The sequence below is a fragment of the Bacillus aerolatus genome, assembly GCF_009183655.1.
In the GTDB taxonomy this organism is placed as follows: domain Bacteria; phylum Bacillota; class Bacilli; order Bacillales; family Domibacillaceae; genus Pseudobacillus; species Pseudobacillus aerolatus.
Window position 1 is genome coordinate 37,970 of record NZ_WEIO01000007.1, and the last position, 21,079, is coordinate 59,048.

Annotated in this window: 22 protein-coding genes and 1 pseudogene; 18 read left to right on the forward strand and 5 right to left on the reverse strand. The window is 45.0% G+C overall.

Annotated features, from left to right (window positions below):
* Window positions 1–38: 38 nt before the first annotated feature.
* Complete coding sequence (locus F9802_RS12355; protein WP_152152361.1) at window positions 39–260, reverse strand: DeoR family transcriptional regulator; 222 nt, start codon at window positions 258–260, stop codon at window positions 39–41.
* A 364-nt stretch (window positions 261–624) separates the two neighbouring features.
* Here F9802_RS12355 and pepV point away from each other — a divergent pair, with 364 nt between their 5' ends.
* The gene (pepV, locus tag F9802_RS12360; protein WP_152152363.1) at window positions 625–2,049 is read left to right on the forward strand and encodes a dipeptidase PepV; all 1,425 of its coding nucleotides are present in this window, start codon (window positions 625–627) and stop codon (window positions 2,047–2,049) included.
* Between the two features lie 175 nt (window positions 2,050–2,224).
* On the opposite strand, the gene cysK is transcribed toward pepV, so the two are convergent.
* Window positions 2,225–3,154: a cysteine synthase A gene (gene cysK / locus F9802_RS12365; protein WP_152152365.1), complete on the reverse strand. Its 930-nt coding sequence runs from the start codon at window positions 3,152–3,154 to the stop codon at window positions 2,225–2,227.
* 158 nt (window positions 3,155–3,312) lie between these two features.
* On the opposite strand from cysK, the gene thpR reads away from it, so the two are divergent.
* The 4 genes from thpR to trmB all read left to right on the forward strand — a co-directional run bounded on the left by thpR (window position 3,313) and on the right by trmB (window position 6,839).
* The gene (gene thpR / locus F9802_RS12370; protein ID WP_152152367.1) at window positions 3,313–3,867 is read left to right on the forward strand and encodes an RNA 2',3'-cyclic phosphodiesterase; all 555 of its coding nucleotides are present in this window, start codon (window positions 3,313–3,315) and stop codon (window positions 3,865–3,867) included.
* Window positions 3,868–3,872: 5 nt separating this feature from the next.
* Entirely contained in the window at window positions 3,873–4,862 is a 990-nt protein-coding gene (locus F9802_RS12375) for a nuclease-related domain-containing protein (RefSeq protein WP_152152369.1), read from the forward strand.
* A gap of 424 nt (window positions 4,863–5,286) precedes the next feature.
* Window positions 5,287–6,063 carry a phosphotransferase family protein gene (locus F9802_RS12380; RefSeq protein ID WP_152152371.1) on the forward strand — a complete coding sequence of 259 codons (777 nt, stop codon included), beginning with the start codon at window positions 5,287–5,289 and terminating at the stop codon, window positions 6,061–6,063.
* A gap of 137 nt (window positions 6,064–6,200) precedes the next feature.
* A complete protein-coding gene (gene trmB, locus F9802_RS12385; protein WP_152152373.1) occupies window positions 6,201–6,839 on the forward strand; it encodes a tRNA (guanosine(46)-N7)-methyltransferase TrmB in 639 nt (212 codons plus the stop codon).
* A 98-nt stretch (window positions 6,840–6,937) separates the two neighbouring features.
* On the opposite strand, the gene F9802_RS12390 is transcribed toward trmB, so the two are convergent.
* The gene (locus tag F9802_RS12390; RefSeq protein WP_404799167.1) at window positions 6,938–7,519 is read right to left on the reverse strand and encodes a YhcN/YlaJ family sporulation lipoprotein; all 582 of its coding nucleotides are present in this window, start codon (window positions 7,517–7,519) and stop codon (window positions 6,938–6,940) included.
* Between the two features lie 166 nt (window positions 7,520–7,685).
* On the opposite strand from F9802_RS12390, the gene F9802_RS12395 reads away from it, so the two are divergent.
* Window positions 7,686–8,546 carry a YtnP family quorum-quenching lactonase gene (locus tag F9802_RS12395; RefSeq protein WP_152152375.1) on the forward strand — a complete coding sequence of 287 codons (861 nt, stop codon included), beginning with the start codon at window positions 7,686–7,688 and terminating at the stop codon, window positions 8,544–8,546.
* A 244-nt stretch (window positions 8,547–8,790) separates the two neighbouring features.
* On the opposite strand, the gene F9802_RS12400 is transcribed toward F9802_RS12395, so the two are convergent.
* Window positions 8,791–9,111 carry a PepSY domain-containing protein gene (locus F9802_RS12400; protein ID WP_318636112.1) on the reverse strand — a complete coding sequence of 107 codons (321 nt, stop codon included), beginning with the start codon at window positions 9,109–9,111 and terminating at the stop codon, window positions 8,791–8,793.
* Window positions 9,112–9,300: 189 nt separating this feature from the next.
* On the opposite strand from F9802_RS12400, the gene F9802_RS12405 reads away from it, so the two are divergent.
* On the forward strand, window positions 9,301–10,374 hold the full coding sequence (locus tag F9802_RS12405) for a M42 family metallopeptidase (protein WP_152152377.1): 1,074 nt from the start codon (window positions 9,301–9,303) through the stop codon (window positions 10,372–10,374).
* Window positions 10,375–10,446: 72 nt separating this feature from the next.
* On the opposite strand, the pseudogene F9802_RS19970 reads toward F9802_RS12405, so the two are convergent.
* Window positions 10,447–10,530 (reverse strand): annotated as a pseudogene (locus tag F9802_RS19970) (hypothetical protein); the annotation flags it as partial.
* Between the two features lie 63 nt (window positions 10,531–10,593).
* Here F9802_RS19970 and F9802_RS12410 point away from each other — a divergent pair.
* From F9802_RS12410 to F9802_RS12455, 11 genes are all read left to right on the forward strand, one after another.
* A complete protein-coding gene (locus F9802_RS12410) occupies window positions 10,594–11,106 on the forward strand; it encodes a DUF84 family protein (RefSeq protein ID WP_152152379.1) in 513 nt (170 codons plus the stop codon).
* Between the two features lie 80 nt (window positions 11,107–11,186).
* A complete protein-coding gene (locus F9802_RS12415) occupies window positions 11,187–12,203 on the forward strand; it encodes a PTS transporter subunit IIC (protein WP_152152382.1) in 1,017 nt (338 codons plus the stop codon).
* A 2-nt stretch (window positions 12,204–12,205) separates the two neighbouring features.
* The gene (locus tag F9802_RS12420) at window positions 12,206–12,517 is read left to right on the forward strand and encodes a thioredoxin family protein (protein ID WP_152152383.1); all 312 of its coding nucleotides are present in this window, start codon (window positions 12,206–12,208) and stop codon (window positions 12,515–12,517) included.
* A 108-nt stretch (window positions 12,518–12,625) separates the two neighbouring features.
* On the forward strand, window positions 12,626–13,435 hold the full coding sequence (locus F9802_RS12425; protein WP_152152385.1) for a DUF1444 domain-containing protein: 810 nt from the start codon (window positions 12,626–12,628) through the stop codon (window positions 13,433–13,435).
* Between the two features lie 70 nt (window positions 13,436–13,505).
* The gene (locus F9802_RS19695; protein ID WP_191991928.1) at window positions 13,506–13,676 is read left to right on the forward strand and encodes a hypothetical protein; all 171 of its coding nucleotides are present in this window, start codon (window positions 13,506–13,508) and stop codon (window positions 13,674–13,676) included.
* Window positions 13,677–13,714: 38 nt separating this feature from the next.
* On the forward strand, window positions 13,715–16,315 hold the full coding sequence (locus F9802_RS12430; protein WP_152152387.1) for a DNA translocase FtsK: 2,601 nt from the start codon (window positions 13,715–13,717) through the stop codon (window positions 16,313–16,315).
* A gap of 240 nt (window positions 16,316–16,555) precedes the next feature.
* On the forward strand, window positions 16,556–17,860 hold the full coding sequence (murC, locus tag F9802_RS12435; protein ID WP_152152389.1) for a UDP-N-acetylmuramate--L-alanine ligase: 1,305 nt from the start codon (window positions 16,556–16,558) through the stop codon (window positions 17,858–17,860).
* Between the two features lie 249 nt (window positions 17,861–18,109).
* Window positions 18,110–18,601, forward strand: coding sequence for a DUF948 domain-containing protein (locus F9802_RS12440; protein WP_152152391.1), 492 nt, complete (start codon window positions 18,110–18,112; stop codon window positions 18,599–18,601).
* Between the two features lie 18 nt (window positions 18,602–18,619).
* Window positions 18,620–19,345 carry a YtxH domain-containing protein gene (locus F9802_RS12445; RefSeq protein ID WP_225435340.1) on the forward strand — a complete coding sequence of 242 codons (726 nt, stop codon included), beginning with the start codon at window positions 18,620–18,622 and terminating at the stop codon, window positions 19,343–19,345.
* A 49-nt stretch (window positions 19,346–19,394) separates the two neighbouring features.
* Window positions 19,395–19,715, forward strand: coding sequence for a bacillithiol system redox-active protein YtxJ (ytxJ, locus tag F9802_RS12450; protein ID WP_152152393.1), 321 nt, complete (start codon window positions 19,395–19,397; stop codon window positions 19,713–19,715).
* 284 nt (window positions 19,716–19,999) lie between these two features.
* Window positions 20,000–21,076 carry a bifunctional 3-deoxy-7-phosphoheptulonate synthase/chorismate mutase gene (locus tag F9802_RS12455; RefSeq protein ID WP_152152395.1) on the forward strand — a complete coding sequence of 359 codons (1,077 nt, stop codon included), beginning with the start codon at window positions 20,000–20,002 and terminating at the stop codon, window positions 21,074–21,076.
* Window positions 21,077–21,079: the final 3 nt, after the last annotated feature.

Sequence of the window (21,079 nt, forward strand, 5' to 3'; positions counted from 1 at the left end):
CAAAAAAACCCCCTGTCAATGCCGACAGGGGGCTTCATTCATGAAGTCATTCGAACTTTCTTCTGTGTCGTTGTCCACTGGCCACGGCTTGGGCTGATGACCAAGTCGTTGTAAGCTAACACATTCAAATCTCTTTGAATGGTGCGAGGAGTGATGCCAAATTCTTCCACAATTTCTTGAGTCGAAACAGTCCCGTTTTCTTTAATAAACATATAGACTGATTTGATCCGATTTAGCATCCGATTTGTTGAAGGTTTCACAAAACCACTCCCTCATCTTTTTTCACAGAGGCAATACAACAGACGGCGGTTAGGGAGAAACTGTAGTTTCTCGTTGAATATGTAAATCGTTTGCCGCAGACAGCTCCTTTACTAAATAGTGTAAGATGTCTGACAATTGTATTTTACCTCATTTATATTTATATTTCTAGGAAAAATGCCTAAATTAACTTAACTTTACATTTCCTTTACCCTCTTTTTTCATAAAACTAACATGAATATCCGAATTTAATCAAGACGGATGCTTTTTTTTTAGCCATCCGCATTAAAAAAAGAGTTATTGATTCTTTTTCAAACGCAGTCAAGGTAAAATGAGGGAAAGAAGTGGATAAAGGGGGAATCATTGATGAACGAAATAAATTGGAAAGCAGAAGTGGAAAAGCGGCAGGATGAGCTGCTAAAGGATTTGCAGTCACTTATTGCCATCAAAAGTGTGCTGGATGAAGAACAGGCGACGCCTGATGCTCCCCTTGGCGAGAATGTAAAAGAAGCGCTTGATTTTATGTTGGGACTCGGAAAAAGAGACGGTTTTGCCGAGAAGAACGTAGACAATCTCGCCGGCCATCTTGAGTTTGGAGCGGGGGAAGAGCTGGTTGGCGTGCTGTGCCACGTTGATGTCGTGCCTGAAGGAGACGGCTGGACAACAGATCCATTCGGCGGCGAACTGAAAGAAGGAAAGATTTTTGGCCGCGGAGCGATTGATGATAAAGGGCCGACAATGGCGGCGTATTATGCAATGAAAATCATTAAAGAACTCGGTTTGCCATTATATAAGCGGGTGCGGATGATTATCGGAACCGATGAAGAAAGTGATTGGCGCTGTGTGGACCGCTATTTTGAAAAAGAGGAAATGCCGTCTGTCGGCTTTGCGCCCGATGCGGATTTTCCGATTATTTACGCGGAAAAAGGAATTGCTGATTTTGACTTGGTTCAGCAGTCAAATAAATCTGCGAATAGCTGTTCCGGAGATGTGATTGTCCATTTTTTTGAATCAGGCAGAAGGTATAACATGGTGCCGGATTACGCAAAAGCTATAGTGACAGTAAGCAGCGGACAGACAGAGATTGTGCAAAGCTATAGCGCGTTCGTCGATGATAACGGACTGGACGGGCGTTTTTACATTGATAATGGCCAGCTTGTTCTAGAGTTGAAAGGTGTCTCCGCTCATGGCATGGAACCGGATCACGGCAAAAATGCGGGGCTTTATTTAGCCGAGTTTTTAGCCGGGAGACAGCTTGATGAAAAAGCGGCCGGCTTCTTCCAATGGACGAGCCAGTTTTTATTTGAAGATTCGCGCGGAAAAAAGCTTGGGATAGATTACAGCGATGACATTACCGGCGACTTGACGATTAATGTCGGAAAAATATCTTTCGACGAAAACAGCGGCGGCCGGTTAGGGCTGAATATGCGCTATCCAGTCACGTTCCCGCTGGAAGAGAAACGAGCGGAACTGACAAAAAAGCTGGCAGAAGAAAAGTTACAAATCGAACATTTTTCCAACAGCGCTCCGCACCATGTCGCTAAAGACCATCCGTTTATTCAAACCTTGTCCAAGGTGTATGAAGAGCAGACGGGCGAAAAAGCAGAACTGTTATCGATCGGCGGCGGCACGTACGCCCGCAGCTTAAAAACAGGCGTCGCATTCGGTGCACTGTTCCCGGGACGGGCGGATGTGGCCCACCAAAAAGATGAATACATGTTTATTGAAGATTTGTTGAAAGCAACTGCGATTTATGCGCAGGCGATCTGGGAACTAGCAGGGAAAAAGTAACTAGCAAGACTTTGTACAGTATGACTGCCCGCGATTGCAAAGTTACTGACCGGAAACTGCGGTTGACTAGCTGCATTTTCAAACTTGCTGACTAGAAATGAAAATGTACTCTCCAGCCCCAAACATTACTCTATGCAAAAAAACGCCCTTTCCGCGAAACGGAAGGGCGTTTTCATTATTCTTGGAAAAGATCACTTGATAAGTAGCGTTCACCTGTGTCGCAAATAATGCAGACGACCATATCATCTTTTGTTAAGGTGTTGGCTGTTTGAATAGCAGCATAGCAGGCAGCGCCTGAAGACGGACCGACGAGGACGCCTTCTTCGCGGGCGAGGCGGCGCACTGTTTCATAGGCATCTTCATCTTCAATCTTGTAGATGTAATCATAGACTTCTTCATTGAGCGTGTTCGGAATGAAGCCGGGACTTGTGCCGACGAGCTTATGCTTGCCCGGTTTGCCGCCGGAAAGAACGGGAGAACCGGCAGGCTCTACGACATGAACCTTTAAGCCAGGCACATGCTCTTTCAACACTTCACCTGTCCCGGTAATTGTGCCGCCTGTTCCCGCAGTCGCAACGAAAGCACCAAGATTTTTGCCGATTTGTTTGACACCGTCCAAAATTTCAAGGGCAGTTGTTTTCCGGTGGGCGTCCGGGTTGGCTTGATTATCAAACTGCATCGGAATGAAGCTATCCGGGATTTCTTTCGCTAGTTCTTCCGCTTTGCGGATCGCGCCGGGCATTTTTTCATCGCCAGGTGTAAGAACGACTTCCGCCCCATACGCCTTCAATAAATTAATCCGCTCTTTCGTCATTGTATCAGGCATGACTAAAATGGCTTTATAGCCTCTTGCAGCAGCATTCATTGCCAGACCGATGCCTGTATTGCCGCTCGTTGGTTCAATGATCGTGGCACCGGGTTTCAGCTGCCCTGCTTTTTCCGCTTCGACAATCATATTGAAAGCGGCTCGGTCTTTTACGCTTTTGCTCGGATTAAAAAATTCCAGTTTTAAATAAACATCCGCCCCTTGCTCAGGATTCATGCGATTTAACTTTAACAGGGGAGTGTCCCCGATTAACTCAGCAATATTATTGACTGTTTTCACTGTCATTCATCCTTCCATCAAGTTTCTTTATTCTATTATTATCACATTAATCGGATTAATCCAATCTATACAAGGTGAATTTCATTTTTTTTTCGATTTGTAGATCTCCCCAGCCGTTTGATAAGATAAAAGAAATTGACGATAAAGGAGTCGCTTACATGACCCGGAACCACTATTTTTTTGCTCTTCCTCTGCCGCTTGAATTTAAGCAGCAGCTTCATCAAACGGTGAAAGCAAAACAACTTCCTTTCGCCCGCTTTGTACACGAAGAAGATATTCATTTGACACTGGCTTTTTTAGGGTCTGTTGAAGAAGAAAGGCTGCAGACAGCCATTGGGCTTGTAGAAAATGCTATACGGGCGATCGAAGCGTTTCCGCTCGTGGTCGATTCATTCGGTTCTTTCGGTAAAAAAACGGAACCGCGGATTTTTTGGGCAGGTGTGAAAGAAGAAGAGCGCTTGAATGAGCTGCAAAAAAAAGTAAGCGCAGCCTGTCGGGAAGCGGGTTTCGAGCTTGACAACAAACCTTTCCGCCCGCACCTCACTCTTGCTAGAAAATGGAAGGGAGCTGTCCCTTTTCAACTTCCTCAAATTGTCTTAAATAAAAAATTTCTAGCGGAATCTGTCGTTCTTTACGAAACTTATTTGGATCGCAGTCCGAAATATAAAGTGAAGCATCGTATCGATCTTCAGAGATGTGAAAGAAAGGAATAAAGAAAATGGCGCAGTTGATTAAACTACAGGACTACATTTCCAGGTACGAAACAGATATTTACCATTATCCAGCTCGTTTTGTCCGTTTAAAAAAACAGCAATGGGAAAGCACACGGCAATATTGGGAAAGCAATCGCTGGGGAGAAGTGATGGAAGCTCTTTCGCTGGAAGGTCGGGAAGAAGAACCAGGTGACCCGGGTGTTATGCAAAAGCTGAAATCTTTTTTTCAACGCGGAAAAAAAGAAGAAGGAATGCAAGAAGCAGCAGTTGCAAAAGAAAATGAACCATCTATGTTTGAGACAGTGGAGCTGGCGTCAGCCGCTAACTTAGAAGAATTAAAACAGGAATTTTTAAATCAGCTTTTTACGTTTCAAGTGAAGTGGGCAAGCTCCACTGTACGGGAAAAGTCATACATCGACCCGAAATACTTTCACGATGAGCGGCTGAGGTTTTTTCTGCAAGGGCTTCCGGACAGCTTTCTTTTGCTGTATGAACCGGTGCTCCGGTTAAAAAATGCGCCGATGGAGCTTGATGTCATTTTGCTGACACCGACGGAAGCGTGGTGCCTGACGTTTTTGGAAGAGGAAGAGCAATCCGTCTATATTGGCTCAACCGAACGCTTTTGGGTGAAGAGGAATGGAGGAAAGGAAAGCCGCGTGTTAAGCCCAGTACTCGCCGTCAGCCGAATGGAAGCCATATTGAAAAAGCTGTTTCAGCGGCAAGAAATTGACTTCCCTATTCGAAAAGCGATCATTTCCCGCAATGGATTTATTGATTATCCGAGCGCGCCTTTTTCTTTGGAGGTTATGGACAGCCGGACGTTCCCCGTCTGGTTTAATCGCATGAGAAGCATGTCTTCTCCGCTGAAAACAATCCAGCTTAAAGCCGCAAAAAGCGTGCTGGATGTTGGTCAGACGACGAGTGTCCGCCGGCCGGAATGGGATGCAGATAATGACTTTCTTTTTAAAAGTGAAACGGAAGATCAGGAAGGCTGATGGAAGGGTAACGGCAGGCTTGAGCGTTCAAAGTACGGCTCTTTGCAACAATCCGAGAAATACCATAGCCGAATGTGAGGTTTCATGGTAAAATACTAGGTAACTTTTAAAATAAATACGTAAACGGAAGATAAAGAGATGGAGACTGTATGACAAAGATAGCTATTGTGTCATTGATCGATAGCTGTCTTTTTTATTCCTTAGGAAATGATAAAATAATCGCATTGTGGATCACTTTGCTACTGGGGCAGGTCTACGTCCAGCTCCAGCGCCTAGCCCCTCGAGGTCAAATAACCTTTCCTCTACGAAGTCAAAAAGCGGACTTCTTTGAGGAAAGAACATTTTTGCCTAAGGCTGATCAAGGCGCTTGCGCATTTATTATTCTTGCATAAAACGAGTCAAACAAAAATGAAGGTGACTAACGGTGGAACACTTACTTGGACAAGATTGGGAAATCACTCCGGCCGGCGGAGCAACAGGAAAGGCATATGTAGCCAAGCACGACGGGCAGCAGTTATTTTTGAAAAGAAATTCTTCTCCTTTTTTGGCTGTTTTATCGGCTGAAGGCATTGTTCCGAAGCTGATCTGGACAAAGCGGATGGAAAACGGAGATGTAATTACAGCCCAGCACTGGCTCGAAGGCCGCGAACTCGCTCCGGTGGAAATGACGCAAAGCCGGGTGGCCAGGCTAATGAGCAAGATTCACTCTTCCCAGCCGCTGTTATCCATGCTTGAAAAGCTTGGGAAAAAGCGGGTGGACCCTGGAATGATCGTGGCGCATATCGAACAGCAGCTCGATGCGGAAACGATCGCCCACAAGGATGTCCAGTCAGCCGTTGCGTTTCTTTATAGCCGGCTTCAAGACGCTGAACATGGGGAATACATTGTTTGCCACGGAGACATTAACCATAATAATTGGCTTTTGTCAGATGAAGATGAGCTGTACTTAATCGATTGGGACGGAGCGATGATTGCAGATCCGGCTGTTGATCTCGGGATGCTGCTGTATAAATATATAGAAGTAAGTCAGTGGGAAAACTGGCTTGCTCAATATGGCCTGGCATTTACTCCGCACCTCGAACTGCGGATGAAGTGGCACGTTCTGGCCCAAACGCTTTTGTCTATCCAATGGGATAAGGAAAAAGGGCGTCTGCGGGAAATGAATGAAGGTCTCCGTGATCTTTCCAGGATTTTACCTTAATATCCGCAGCGGCTTTTCGCATATTGAATGAGAGAAAAAAGGGTCCTCAGGGCTCTTTTTTTCTTGAATTTTGTTGTTGCATGTCCGCAAGAGTCGTGGTATGGTTTGAACGAAAAAATTATGAATGAGGTGCCGCTATGCGATTAAGAAATAAACCATGGGCCCGGGAAAAAATAGAGGCTCATCCCCAATATATTGTTCCGAATCCAGAAGGCCACGCTGGAAATTGGCAAGAAGTATTTAACAATAACAATCCTTTATACATTGAAGTCGGAACAGGAAAAGGCCAGTTCGTTACAGAAATGGCAAAAGCTCACCCGGATATTAATTTTATCGGCGTTGAACTGTATGAAAGCGTGATTATTTCGGCGCTCGACCGGCTCATTGAAGCGGACCTTCCTAATGTGAAGCTGTTAAATGTCGATGCGAGAAATCTTGGCCAATATTTCGCCAAAGGAGATGTCAGCCGCGTTTATTTAAATTTTTCCGATCCATGGCCAAAAAACCGCCACGAAAAACGGAGACTGACATATCGGACATTTTTAAAGCTATATGAAGACATTATGCCGGATGGCAGCGAGATTCATTTTAAAACGGATAATCAGGGGCTGTTTGAATTTTCACTGCGAAGTTTTTCAGAATATGGCATGCTGCTCACATTTGTGAGTCTGGATCTCCATAGCAGTGATTTTAAAGGCAACATCATGACAGAATACGAAGAAAAATTTTCGGCGAAAGGCCAGCGGATTTACCGCGCTGAAGCGAAATATCGCTGACGAAAAATCCATAATGAAGCAAAAGAAGGATGAGGCATTACTGTTAAGTAGTGTCTCATCCTTTTTCAAAGATAAAAGATATAAGAAGAATCAACAACTTAACGAGGATTCGGAAAGACTCTTCGCACTGTTTCATTGAATTCTTCAAAGAAACCTTCTACCGGATCACCTGCATTAATTCTATCTCCGTAATCCGTCATTCGGTCAACAAAATCAGGGTTTGTTGATACATATACGTTTCGAATATCCGGATCAGCAGCCCTTACTTCACCAGCAATTTTCTCTTCAAGTCGATTAGTTACTTTGCCTGCTGCTCCGTCTTTTAAAACAACTGCGGCGTAGGCATTACGGTTTGTAACAATAACGTTTGCTGTGTTTACTTCTGCTAGGTCTGCTACTCGATCAGCCGCTTTATCAGCCACTTCCATTCGGTTTTCATTATCAACATTGCGATCTACGTCATTAACGCCATTGCGATCGGCGTTATTAACATCATTATGATCGAAATTATTGACATCCATTCGGTTATCTCTCATATCGTCATCATCCGGATTATATCGAACGTTTTGGATGTTATTGCGATCGGGCTCGTTTAGCGGTTGATTTCCTTGAAAAGCGTTACAGCCAAACAATAAAGGAATTGGCAAAAAAGCTATTGTTAAATGCTTCATTTTTATCACTATTATCACTCCTCCCATGGATGCTATATCTTTAAAGTGAGCAAGTTTATGAATAATATGTATGAATAAATTAAAGGGCTTTCCCATTGTCAAAATCCGGCTAAATAGTACAATTTTTCGAAAAGTGTTACAATTGATGGCGTATGAACAAAGGGGAGGTATGCTGATGGAAACTTTAAAAGCGGGGGACGTGACTTTAACGTGGTTAAACGGAGGCGTAACCCATATGGATGGAGGAGCGATGTTTGGCGTTGTGCCAAAACCGCTCTGGTCGCGCAAATATGCCCACAATGAAAAGAACCAGATTGAATTGCGTTCTGATCCAATTTTTTTTCAGTTGGAAGGAAAAAATATTTTAATTGAAGCTGGAATAGGAAACGGACGGTTGACGGACAAGCAAATCCGCAATTACGGGGTGGAAGAAGAATCGAAAGTAGAGGAAGGCTTGCAAGAGCTGGGCTTGACGTCTGCTGATATTGATATCGTACTCATGACGCATATGCATTTTGACCATGCGCTGGGCTTAACAAAACTGGAGGGCGGAAAGCTTGTGTCTGCTTTTCCGAACGCTGTTATTTATACATCGGAAACTGAGTGGGAAGAAATGAGGCATCCGAATATCCGTTCAAGAAATACGTACTGGAAAGAAAACTGGGAAGCGATCGAGCGCCAGGTGCAAACATATAAAAAAGAATTGGAACCAGTCAAAGGCGTGAAAATGATTTATACAGGCGGCCACAGTGACGGCCATTCTATTGTTACAATCGAAAGCGGCGGCGAATGGCTCATTCATATGGCGGACTTAATGGCGACTCATGCGCATCAAAATGTATTGTGGGTGATGGCGTATGATGATTATCCGATGGATTCCATTGCTGCGAAACAAAAGTGGCTGCCGGAAGGAATGAAAAAAGGAGCTTGGTTCTTCTTTTACCATGATGCGGTGTATCGGGCTGTGAAGTGGGATAAGGATGGGGAACTCATCGACTGCGTTAAGCGGGAAAAAGCTGCGGTGGGAAACGGATAAAAAGCGGAGCTGCCTCAAAGGCTTTTATGATTTATGAGCGTGCTCCCGCTCACAAACCAATAAGGGAAAGCACATTGATTAGAGAGTTGTTCATTGTTTCGGGTATTTTGTCCACGCTTTCTGATGTTTGTCGAAACTCTGAAACCCGGAACACATTACAGCGCCGTTCTATTTTATTAATTAAAAGTGAGGTTGTCCCCAAAAGCCGGTGAATAACCGGCTTTTGGGGACAACCTCTTGTTGATTAATATGTTCTATATACGTCCATAATCGCTCCGGTTTTGGAGTCGGCAACAAATTCAAATTGTTCTCTTTCCTGGCCGATCGTGCGGGACACGCCGCCTTTGTACACCATTTTATCTAAGCCAGTTTTCGTCAATGGCTCCGGCTTCATTTTAATCCAGGACCCGTCAATCGACCCCTCAGTTTTAAATGCTTCCTTTACTTCTTTCAACGCTTTCTCCGCTGACACATATGTAGTTTTCGCTAAGCCTTGTTGCACGAGCACAGCCCCTGCTGCTCCTGCTGCCGCTCCTAAAATAAATGTACCCCAATTGATATTCATCACAATCACCCCTGTTTAATAGATTGCTAATAGTATACCGCAAATATGAAGCGAATTGAAATGTCTGCCTTTCATAGATGGAAAGTCTTTCTCTGTTTTTCATTGACTGTTCCGGGTTCATTGCTGGCAAGCGGGCCCAATTTTCTGTAAAATGAAATCAATGCAGATTTTAAAAAGGGGATCATATAAATGAATAAAGAAACGATGGAACTGTTCAAAACGTTAACTGAACTTCCCGGAGCTTCCGGAAATGAACATGACGTACGCCGATTTATGCGCTCACAGCTGAAGCTTTATGCGGATGAGATCGTGCAAGACGGGCTTGGCAGTATGTTTGGTGTGAAAAAAGGAACGGAAAACGGCCCGGTCGTGATGGTCGCGGGCCATATGGACGAAGTCGGATTCATGGTGACACAGGTTACAGATAACGGTATGATCCGCTTTCAACCGCTTGGCGGCTGGTGGAGCCAGGTACTTCTCGCACAGCGCGTCCAAATTATGACAAACAAAGGTCCTATAACTGGTGTGATCGGTTCCATACCTCCTCATTTGTTAAGTGAAGAGCAGCGCAAAAAGCCGATGGAAATTAAAAATATGCTGATTGATATCGGCGCGGATGATAAAGAAGATGCGAAAAAAATTGGCATCAAGCCGGGGCAGCCGATTTTGCCAGTGTCCGCTTTTACGCCGATGGCTAATGAGAAAAAAATTCTCGCCAAAGCGTGGGACAACAGGTACGGCTGCGGGCTGGCGATTGAATTGCTGAAAGAGCTGAAAGGAGAAACGGTGCCGAATACGCTTTACTCCGGAGCGACTGTACAGGAAGAAGTCGGCTTGCGCGGCGCCCAGACAGCAGCGGAAATGATCAAGCCGGATATTTTCTTTGCACTTGATGCGAGCCCGGCCAATGATGCATCAGGTGATAAAAAAGAATTCGGCCAAATCGGCAAAGGCGCCCTGCTGCGCATTTTTGACGGGACAATGGTGACGCACCGCGGCATGCGCGAATTTGTGCTCGATACAGCTGAAAGCCACAACATTCCATATCAGTATTTTGTATCACCAGGCGGAACGGATGCCGGCCGCGTCCACACATCGAACGAAGGTGTACCGAGTGCGGTCATCGGCATTTGTTCACGCTATATCCATACGCATGCGTCCATCATTCACGTCGATGATTACGCGGCAGCAAAAGAGCTGATTACCCGCCTTGTAAAAGCGAGCGACAAAGCGACCGTTGATTCGCTGAAGGCAGGGAGCTGAGAAAAGAGCAGCGAATTTTAAAGGGCAGTGTTAATCAAAATAACAAGTAAAAACAGAGACCTGTTCGCAGTAGTTGAACAGGTCTCTGTTATATGCTTCCCGGTCTATTGGACGTAAAAATTCAAAATCAAAGTAAATATCTCTAAATCCATACTTCTCTGTAGCTCTAAAAGGGAAGAGTGCGGATTCGAGATACATGTATAGAAAGAAGGAAATACATTGAAAATAGCGATTGGTTCAACAAACGGGGCGAAGAAACTCGCCGTGGAAAAAGCGGCAAGAGCCGCGGGGCTGGAAGCAGAACTTGTGTCGATTTCTGTTCCGTCCGGTGTTAGCGAACAGCCGTTTTCCGATGAAGAAACGCGCCGGGGAGCGATTAACCGGGCTGAAAATGTGTTGTTCGAAGAGAAAGCCGATATCGGGATTGGTCTTGAAGGTGGAGTGATGGAAGCGGAGGAGGGGCTGTATTTGTGTAATTGGGGAGCGCTTGCGGCGAAGAATCATCCGGTTGTGACAGCGGGCGGTGCGAGAATTTTGCTGCCACAGGAAATAGCGGATCGCCTTCGCAGCGGGGAAGAGCTTGGTCCGGTCATGGATCATTTTACCGCGCGCAAAGGTATCCGTCAGCACGAAGGAGCCGTCGGCGTGTTTACAAATGGGCTTGTGACGAGGGATGAAATGTTTTTACATGTGGCAAAACTATTGTTGGGACAGTTTTTACTGAAAAAATAGCGGCAGCCTCTTCATCTAGTCTACAAACCAGTATATAATTGTCTTTACACCAGTCAATGAAGGTGTAAGGAGGAATCATTGTGAAAGCATATTTACAAAAGAAAGGTGTCTCGCTGTCACCAAAAGTATATTTAGTGGAAGCGCTCAGTTATATGGCACTTGGGCTGTTCAGCTCACTCATTATCGGGCTGATTATTAAAACAATCGGCGAACAGTTTGATGTTCCTTTTCTAATAGAAATGGGCAAGTTGGCCATGAGCTTAATGGGCCCTGCGATTGGAGTGGCTGTCGCTTTTGGCTTGAAGGCGCCGCCGCTTGTTTTGTTTGCAAGTGCCGTAACAGGAGCGGCAGGAGCGGCTCTCGGCGGACCTGCAGGAAGTTACGTAGCGGCACTTTTAGGCGCGGAAGTTGGTAAAGCACTCAGCGGCACGACAAAAGTGGATATTATTGTCGCTCCCTTTGTCACAATCGCAACCGGGTATACGGCAGCTGCTTTTTTAGGGCCAGGCATTGATACCTTTATGAAGCTTTTTGGAGGCTGGATTGAATGGGCGACGCTGCAACGGCCGATCACAATGGGCATTTTAGTCGCCGTGTTAATGGGACTGGCCCTTACCGCTCCGATTTCAAGTGCAGCGATCGCGTTAATGCTTGATTTAAACGGGTTGGCTGCGGGAGCCGCGACGATCGGCTGCAGTGCGCAAATGATCGGTTTTGCAGTAGCAAGCTGGCGTGAAAATAAGTTTGGCGGCTTTATCGCTCAAGGGCTCGGCACATCGATGCTGCAGGTGCCGAACATTATTCAGCACCCGCTCATCCTTATTCCGCCGACTGTTGCCGGAGCGATATTAGCGCCGATTGGCACAACGATATGGCCAATGATGAACAATGCCGCAGGTGCAGGCATGGGTACATCCGGTTTTGTTGGACAAATTATGACATTTTCCGTAATGGGCTTTGAGCCGAGCGTGTTTTTGCAAGTCTTTCTGCTTCATTTTGCCGGCCCGCTTGTGATAAGCTTAGCGATATCAGAAGCAATGAGGAAAAAAGGCTGGATTCAACCAGGCCAGATGACTATTTCAACTGGGGGCAAATAAACGTGAAAAAACTAACTTCAATGGACGAGTTTCAACAGCTGAAACAATCAGGAAAGCACATTTTTTTATTTTCCGCCGACTGGTGCCCGGACTGCCGGGTGATTGAACCGGTGCTGCCGGAAATTGAAGAGAAATTCAATGGCTATACATTTGTTTATGTCGACCGCGATGACTTTCTTGATTTATGCATCAGCATGGACATTTTCGGCATTCCGAGCTTTGTGGCATTTAATAATGGCACGGAACTCGGCCGTTTCGTCAGCAAAGACCGGAAAACGAAAGAAGAAATCGAGCAATTTATTGAAGGACTATAAAGATACAGCGTCTGGTTCGCCGGCAGTTCCCATCGCTTTCCGATTCCTAATGGAAAGCGGCGGATCGCCGGCAGCCAGGCGTCTTTGTTGAGAAAGGAGAGAGAAATTATGGATTCGAAAAAATTAAGAAGAATTCTCGAAGAGCGGCTGCAACAGGAAGATCGCTCATTTTCATTCGACCGCGAAAAAGATGAACTGCGGATTGAAAATAAAGACTCACGTAAAGGAATCACCGTTTCCTTGCCCGGCATTGTTGCCAAATGGCATACGAAAAAAGAACAAGCCATCGATGAAGTCGTTTATTACGTGGAAGAAGCATTGGCGGTTATGGGAGCGGACCATTCCCTGTCTGATCAGGAAAAAAACATTTTTCCGGTGATCCGCTCGGCTTCCTTTCCAAAGGAAACGTCAGATGGCGTGCCGTTTTTTATGGATGAACATACCGCGGAGACCCACATTTATTATGCGCTGGATCTCGGAAAGACGTACCGTTTGATTGACGAGCGGTTAATGAAAAAAGAAAATTGGACAGAAGAGCGCATTCGGGAAATGGCCCGCTTCAACCTTCGTTCCTTATCGACGAATATGAAAAAAGATGAGGTTTCCGGCAATTTATTTTATTTCCTCAATACGAATGACGGCTATGATGCCAGCCGAATTTTAAACGAAAAATTTTTAAAAGAAATGGCTGAAAAAACCGAAGGCGAAATGACAGTGTCTGTTCCTCATGGGGATGTGTTAATCATCGGTGACATCCGCAATGAAACAGGCTACGACGTTCTTGCCCAAATGACGATGAGCTTTTTTACGAACGGGCACGTACCGGTGACGGCTCTTTCCTTTATTTATGAAGATGGGAAACTCGATCCGATCTTTATTATGGCTAAAAACCGGGTGGCGCAGAAAAAGAATAAATAATGGTGACTGAAAAGTCTCGGAAGCGGGAAACTGCTCCCGAGACTTTTTTGGTGTTTAGGAAAGTATATTTTTGGAAGCTGTGGATCAGTTTGTGAATGATTTATCTGCGGCAAGCGTAAGCGCCTGGCGCCTCTATGGTCTAGTCAGGGCTGATCAAGGCACTTGCGCTTTTGTTCCATTTAACGGTTCAAAAGGCTCAATTGTTGTCTTTAACTATCGTAATGAAGAGAAAAACTGTTAAAATATGAATTGATTCTCTAAAAAGAAAGAGTGATTTTAATGAGCTTTTTTAAAAAAATGATGGGATTATTCCGTGAAGAAATAGAAATAGATGAAGAAACAGAGCAGCGTACAGATCTGCAGAAGAACGATGAGCCGCTGCCTGAAAATGTGGAAAAACAGACAAGACCTTATTCAATTCACGAACGGACGCCTGATGCACAGGAAATTCAAGCGAAAGTAGCTTATCAATATCCTTCAAGAGAGTTTCGCTTTCCAGCCAGCCAAGATTTATCACCGAGGCCGCGGCGGGAGAGGCGTTCCGTTGAACAAGCTTTGGATAAGAGTGTTGTAGGGCGTGCAGAGGATGAACATATGGAAGAACAGGAGCCGGTTCATGAAAACCCGATAAAAGCTGCACCTGTTTATAAGCCGCTTCCAGGTCCTTTTCGCCCGACAGAAATTCCGTCGCCGGTATACGGCTTTAAAAAGCGTCCGTTGAAAGAGGGAAATGATCTCCAAGAAATCGAACGTGAAGAAGAGATAGAAGTGGTTCCGTCTCCTGTTATTGAAAAGAACCAGGAACCGCCGCAAATAATAGTTGAGAAGGAAGAAGAGATAGAAGCGAACTACTCTCCTGTTACTGAAAAGGAATCAGAACCGCAGCAAATTAAAGTCGAAAAGGAAGAAGAAGTGGTTATTGCGCCTGTCGATATTTCAGAAAAAGAACAGACAGTGCAGAAACCGCAAAAAGAAGAACCGCTGCTTCTATTTAAACCGGAAGAAAAGAAAAAAGCATTTGATGTAGAAGCCGTTCCATCGTTTTTGGAGGAAGAAGAACAAGTGGAACCGGAGCCTGCAATAGAAACAAATCCGGCTGCAGTCCCTCCATTAAAAGAAGAAGCAGCTGTGCCGATTGAAGTGGAAGAAAAGCCGGCGCCGCCGACAAACCCGGATGGAAAGCTCCCGAAAGAAACAGGTGTGTCACGTGCCAAAGAAAGAAGCCGAAAAAGAAGGCAAACACCATTTAATGTCATTATGTCGAAACAGGATCGGGAAGTGTGGAAAAAGCGCAAAGAGGAGAAGCCTGCACTTGTACAGCAAGAATCACCTGCTGCCGTGCTTTCGGCAGTAGACGAACGTGCCAGCCATATTGCGCCGGAGCCGAAGAGTCTCCCGTTGCAGGCGGAAGAACCGGAGGCGCTTCAGCAAGGCACAGCTTTTGCGGCTGAGCTGGAACATTACGTCTTTCCGCGTGAATCTTACTTATCTCCGCCTGTTTTTAAAGAAACAAGCCGTGAATGGGTAGATGCCCAAAGTGAAGTGCTGAATGAAACATTTAAAAACTTTAACGTGAAAGCAACGGTCGTGAATGTGACTGTCGGCCCTTCCGTCACAAGGTTTGAAGTCGAACCGGAGCGGGGCGTGAAAGTAAGCAAGATTACGAACTTAACAGACGACATTAAGCGGAGCCTTGCTGCGCGCAATATCCGGATCGAAGCGCCGATTCCGGGCACGCAGGTGATTGGCATAGAAGTGCCGAATAAAGAAAGCCGCCCGGTGCAAATTAGCGAAATTATTTCCAGCCCGGCGTTTAAAGAAAATTCATCTCCGCTCACATCAGCACTCGGTCTTGATATTTCTGGCGAGCCGGCTGTGCTGGATTTGAAAAAAATGCCGCACGGCTTAATCGCTGGTGCGACAGGATCTGGAAAAAGTGTCTGCATCAACTCGATTCTTGTCAGCCTCTTGTATAAAGCGGCGCCTCATGAATTAAAGTTGCTGCTTATTGATCCGAAAATGGTGGAATTGGCGCCTTACAACGGAATTCCTCATTTAGTGAGCCCTGTAATCACTGATGTGAAAGCGGCAACGGCTGCCTTAAAGTGGGCGGTAGAGGAAATGGAGCGGCGCTATGAATTGTTTGTTCATTCCGGTGTCCGCGACATTACGAAATACAATGAAAAAGCAGAAACGCACGGACGCAAAAGCGAACATTTGCCTTACATCGTTATTATTATCGACGAGTTGGCTGATTTGATGATGATGTCCCCGGCTGATGTGGAAGAAGCGATTTGCCGGATTGCGCAAAAAGCGCGGGCGTGTGGTATTCATTTAATTGTGGCCACACAGCGCCCGTCTGTCGATGTCATTACAGGGTTAATTAAAGCGAACATTCCGACGAGGATTGCTTTTTCCGTGTCATCACAAGTAGATTCACGCACGATCATTGACACAGGCGGAGCTGAAAAACTGCTTGGCCGCGGCGATATGCTGCTCTTAAATAACGGGGCGTCTGAAACGGTCCGTTTGCAGGGGACGTTCGTTTCAGACGACGAAATTGATACGGTCGTGGAGCACGCCAGAAAAGAGCAGGAGCCGAATTATTTATTTCAGCAGGAAGAACTTTTGCAAAAAGCACAACTGCTGGAAACAGAAGACGAGCTTTTTCCGGAAGCGTGTGAATTTGTTGTCCGTCAGGGCGGGGCTTCCACTTCGCTTTTGCAGCGCCATTTTAAAATTGGGTATAACCGAGCGGCCCGGTTAATTGAAATGATGGAAACGCAAGGGCTTGTGTCCGGACAGCGGGCAGGAAAACCGCGGGAAGTGTTGATGACAGAGGAAGACTTGCACGCTCTAAATGAGACTAGTACGATTTAATATTTCATGGTATTCTTTTAGCCTGTGCAATAGATGATCATAGGGCGGGCCATGCCGTAACTTGGCTCCGCCTATTTTTAGGCGTAAAATAAAGCGGTTTTGCCCTGTACATAGTCAGCCGCCGAAAAAAATGCTATAATGTTTCAATGTGAAATGCTAACTGTCCGTCGTCTACAAAAGGGCAAAATGGCTTAAGATACATATAATGCTTACGGATAGACGAATGCTGGAGGTTCTATTATGACAACATACCACTTTGTTGGAATTAAAGGCTCGGGAATGAGCGCCCTTGCGCAAGTACTTCACGATCAAGGTGAAAATGTGCAAGGCTCTGATGTTGATAAATCTTTTTTTACACAAAAAGCACTGGAGGAAGCGGGCATACCGATTCTTCCGTTTCGGGCTGATAACATTCAGCCTGGCATGACCGTCATCGCGGGCAACGCGTTCCCGGATGATCATGAAGAAATTCAAAGGGCGAATGAATTGCAAGTACCTGTCATCCGCTATCATCGTTTTCTCGGAGACTTTATGCAAAGCTTTACGAGCATTGCTGTGACGGGTGCCCATGGAAAGACGTCGACAACCGGTTTGCTGGCCCATGTGATCAGCGGGGCAAAACCGACCTCGTTTTTAATTGGGGACGGCACTGGTAAAGGTGAAAAAGCAGCGGAATACTTCGGCTTTGAGGCGTGTGAATACCGCCGTCACTTTTTATCGTACGATCCTGATTACGCAATTATGACGAACATCGACTTTGACCACCCCGATTATTTCGCGGATGTGGAAGACGTGTTTTCCGCGTTTCAGGAAATGGCGTTAAAAGTAAAAAAAGGAATTTTTGCATGCGGCGACGATGAGTATTTGCAAGGCATTCAGGCAAAAGTTCCTGTCGTCTTTTACGGTTTTGCGGAAGAAAATGATTTTCAGGCGCGCCATGTCCAGCATGATTCGACCGGTACGACGTTTGATGTATTCGTCCGCCATACATTTTATGCTACATTTAAAATTCCGACGTATGGCGACCATAATATTTTAAATGCGCTTGCTGTGATTGCACTTTGTCATTATGAAGAAATTGATACAGATATTGTAAAGGAAAGGCTTCTTACATTCGAAGGAGTGAAGCGCCGCTTCTCAGAAAAAGTAATTGGCACCCAGACGCTGATTGATGATTATGCCCATCATCCAACGGAAATAAAGGCGACCATCAATGCGGCGCGCCAGAAATATCCGGACAGGGAAATTGTCGCGATTTTTCAACCACATACATTTTCGAGAACGCAGACATTTTTAGACGACTTTGCGGAGAGTCTCGGTGGAGCGGATGCTGTTTATTTATGTGATATTTTCGGATCGGCCCGGGAGAATCACGGCAAATTGACGATTGAAGATTTGCAGGGGAAAATCCCCGGGGCTATTTTGATAAAAGAAGAAGACACTTCACTTTTATCTAAACATAAAGACGGTGTGCTGATCTTTATGGGAGCCGGCGATATTCAAAAGTTTCAAGCCGCGTATGAAAAACATTTAAATGAAGAATAATGAGAAAATGACGGCCGTCGTTTTCTCACCGGCTGTCGGGGGAATTCTCCGGCAGTTTTTTTGTTTAGGAAACTATAAAATAATCGCATGGTGGATAACTTTGCTAATGGAGCTGCTAAAAAATGAACAATTTATTCTTTTTTAGCAAATAAGAAGGAAAAACGGGTGTTTAGGAGAAGTTAAGAGTGTTTAATGTTTTATTTGTGGGGTAACTTTAGTTATATAACAACTTGTAGGAGGTGTCACGGAATGGTAATTATTTTGTATTTGAGTGCTGCGGTTGCAGCGATTGCTTTTTTAATTCTCGTGTTAAATTTGTCCAAAACATTGAAATCAGTAGACAGAACATTGGACAGCCTTTCCCGTACGGTAGACAGACTGGAAGGACAAATGCAGGGGATCACAGCGGAAACCACAGAATTACTACATAAGACGAACGTGCTCGCTGAAGACATCCAGCAAAAAACGGAACAGATGAATACAGTAGTGAATGCTGTGAAAGATGTTGGTTCGACTGTCCAGAATCTGAACCAGTCTATCAATAAAGTAACAACGACTGTTGCCTCACAAATGGAAAAAAACCAGTACAAAATTTCCCAGGCAGTGCAATGGGGAAATGTAGTTAAACAGCTCGTTGAGAAATTCAAAGATGGAAAAGAAGGTCGTACGCAAACGGTAAGAGCGGGGGCGTTGCCTCCTTCAGAACGGGTGTCACCGGTTACTCGCCAGACAGATTATTAATTTAAAGGAGAGATGGATATGGGACAAGTGAAAAAACCAAACGTAAAGTATGACAATTTAGACGTGAACACGAATTATGATGACGGCAGCATGAACACGAAAGATTTCATGATCGGAGCTTTAGTCGGCGGTTTAGTTGGAGCAGCAACAGCTTTATTTATGGCGCCGAAATCTGGCAAAGAACTGCGTGAAGATTTTAATTCACAAGCAGGTACATTAAAAGACCGCGCAAGCGAATGGACCGATATGGCAAGAGAAAAAGGAAATGGCATTGCGGCTGTTGCTAAAGATAAGTCTTCCACGCTTACTCAGACTGTTCAAGAGCAGTCCGGCGTCTTAATGGATAAAGTGAAAACGATGGTGCCATCCGGCAGCGGCTCAAACTCCAGCAGCACGATGGACAAAGCGGGAGCAACAGCTGATTCCGTGAAAGAATCTGTTGCGCAAAAGCTCGAAGAAACAAAAAAAGCGTTTGAACAAACGGAAAAAAGCATAGATCAATCAAGCGGGTCAGCGAGCAGTTCAACAAGTGCCCTTAGCAGCTCTTCCGACTCATCTAAACCAGCGTCTTCAGCCCAGGCGAATCCGGCTGATGTGGGAATTAATGAAAAAAGCGGAAGTCAGAGTACAACAGGCATCGCCACTAAAAACAACAGCAATTCTTCCAACAAACCGGGCCTGAATAGTAATAGTTCCAATAACAATAACAGCAGCAGACAAAATAATAAAAAGAACAATAAGTAATGAAAACAGCGGGTAATGCCCGCTGTTTTTGAATGGAAAGGTGACTATTTTGGAAAAAGTTGAATTGATTGCTGATTTTGAAAGACTCGTGGAAGAGAACGAACGCTTCTTTTTTTTCAAACACAGTACGACATGTCCGGTAAGCGCTAATGCCTTTGATGAATACACGGCATTTTTAAATGAGCACCCGGATGAAAAAGGCTATTATTTAGCTGTGCAGGATTCAAGAGAGCTGTCGAACTACATTGCAGATGAATACGGTATTACTCATCAATCTCCGCAAGCGTTTTTATTTGAAAGCGGAAAGCCTTCCTGGCATGAATCACATTGGAAAATCACACAGGAACAATTAAAAAGCTCAAGTTCTTAAAAAAGACACAAAATGATAAAGATGGCTAAAAAGGCTTTTTAACGCCTTTTTAGCCATTGTTTTTTCACTCTCCCGCTTTAACGCTTAAAAGCGTTTAATAAATAAAGAAAATTATTCGTGACATTTCAGAATGTTTGATTTATAATAATCCCTAATATTAAAAATAAATGTTTCTCCTCTGGACCATTCTTTCAGCCGGCGAAAGAGTGGAAGCTTATTAGAGGAAAGATTCAAGTGAATTTATTGGAAAATTTGGACACCATAAAAGCGGAAGGATGATAATTGTGAGTAACCAAGACTTAAATCAGTTAAGACAGCGTGTTGACGAAATAAACGGAGAGCTTTTGAACCTTATTAGCGAGCGTGCATCGCTTGTTCAGGAAATTGGAAGAGTTAAAGAAAAGCAAGGTGTCAACCGTTATGATCCTGTCCGCGAAAGAGCTATGTTGAATAAAATCGTTGACAGCAACAATGGTCCGTTTGAAAATTCAACGATCGAACATTTGTTCAAAGAAATTTTTAAAGCAGGACTGGAATTACAGCAGGACGATCACCGCAAAGCGCTTCTCGTTTCCCGTAAAAAGAAGCCGGAAGACACAATCGTCGAGATTCGCGGGGAAAAAGTAGGGAATGGTTCGCCGACATTCGTGTTTGGACCGTGTGCAGTAGAATCTTACGAACAAGTAGCAGAAGTGGCACAAGCCATTAAAGATAAAGGATTAAAGTTAATCCGCGGGGGCGCATTCAAACCGCGTACATCTCCTTACGATTTCCAAGGACTTGGTCTGGAAGGACTGAAAATCTTAAAGAGAGTAGCTGATGAGTACGATCTTGGCGTTGTCAGCGAAATTGTTAATCCGGCCGACGTAGAGCTTGCTTGCGACTACATTGACGTCATTCAAATTGGTGCCCGTAACATGCAAAACTTCGAGCTGTTAAAAGCAGCCGGCGATGTGAAAAAGCCAGTATTGCTGAAGCGCGGTTTGGCAGCAACGATCGAAGAATTCATTAACGCGGCCGAGTACATTATTTCACGTGGAAATGATCAAATCATTCTATGTGAGCGCGGCATCCGTACATACGAGCGCGCGACACGCAATACACTCGACATTTCAGCAGTGCCGATTTTAAAACAAGAAACACATTTGCCAGTCCTTGTTGATGTGACACATTCTACGGGACGCCGTGATTTATTAATTCCAACAGCGAAAGCAGCGCTTGCTATCGGGGCAGACGGTGTGATGGCTGAAGTGCATCCGGATCCGGCAGTAGCCCTCTCCGACTCCGCTCAGCAAATGAATTTGCAACAATTTAATGAATTTTACAGTGAAGTCCTTCAATCTATTCCTGTAAAAGCGTAACTC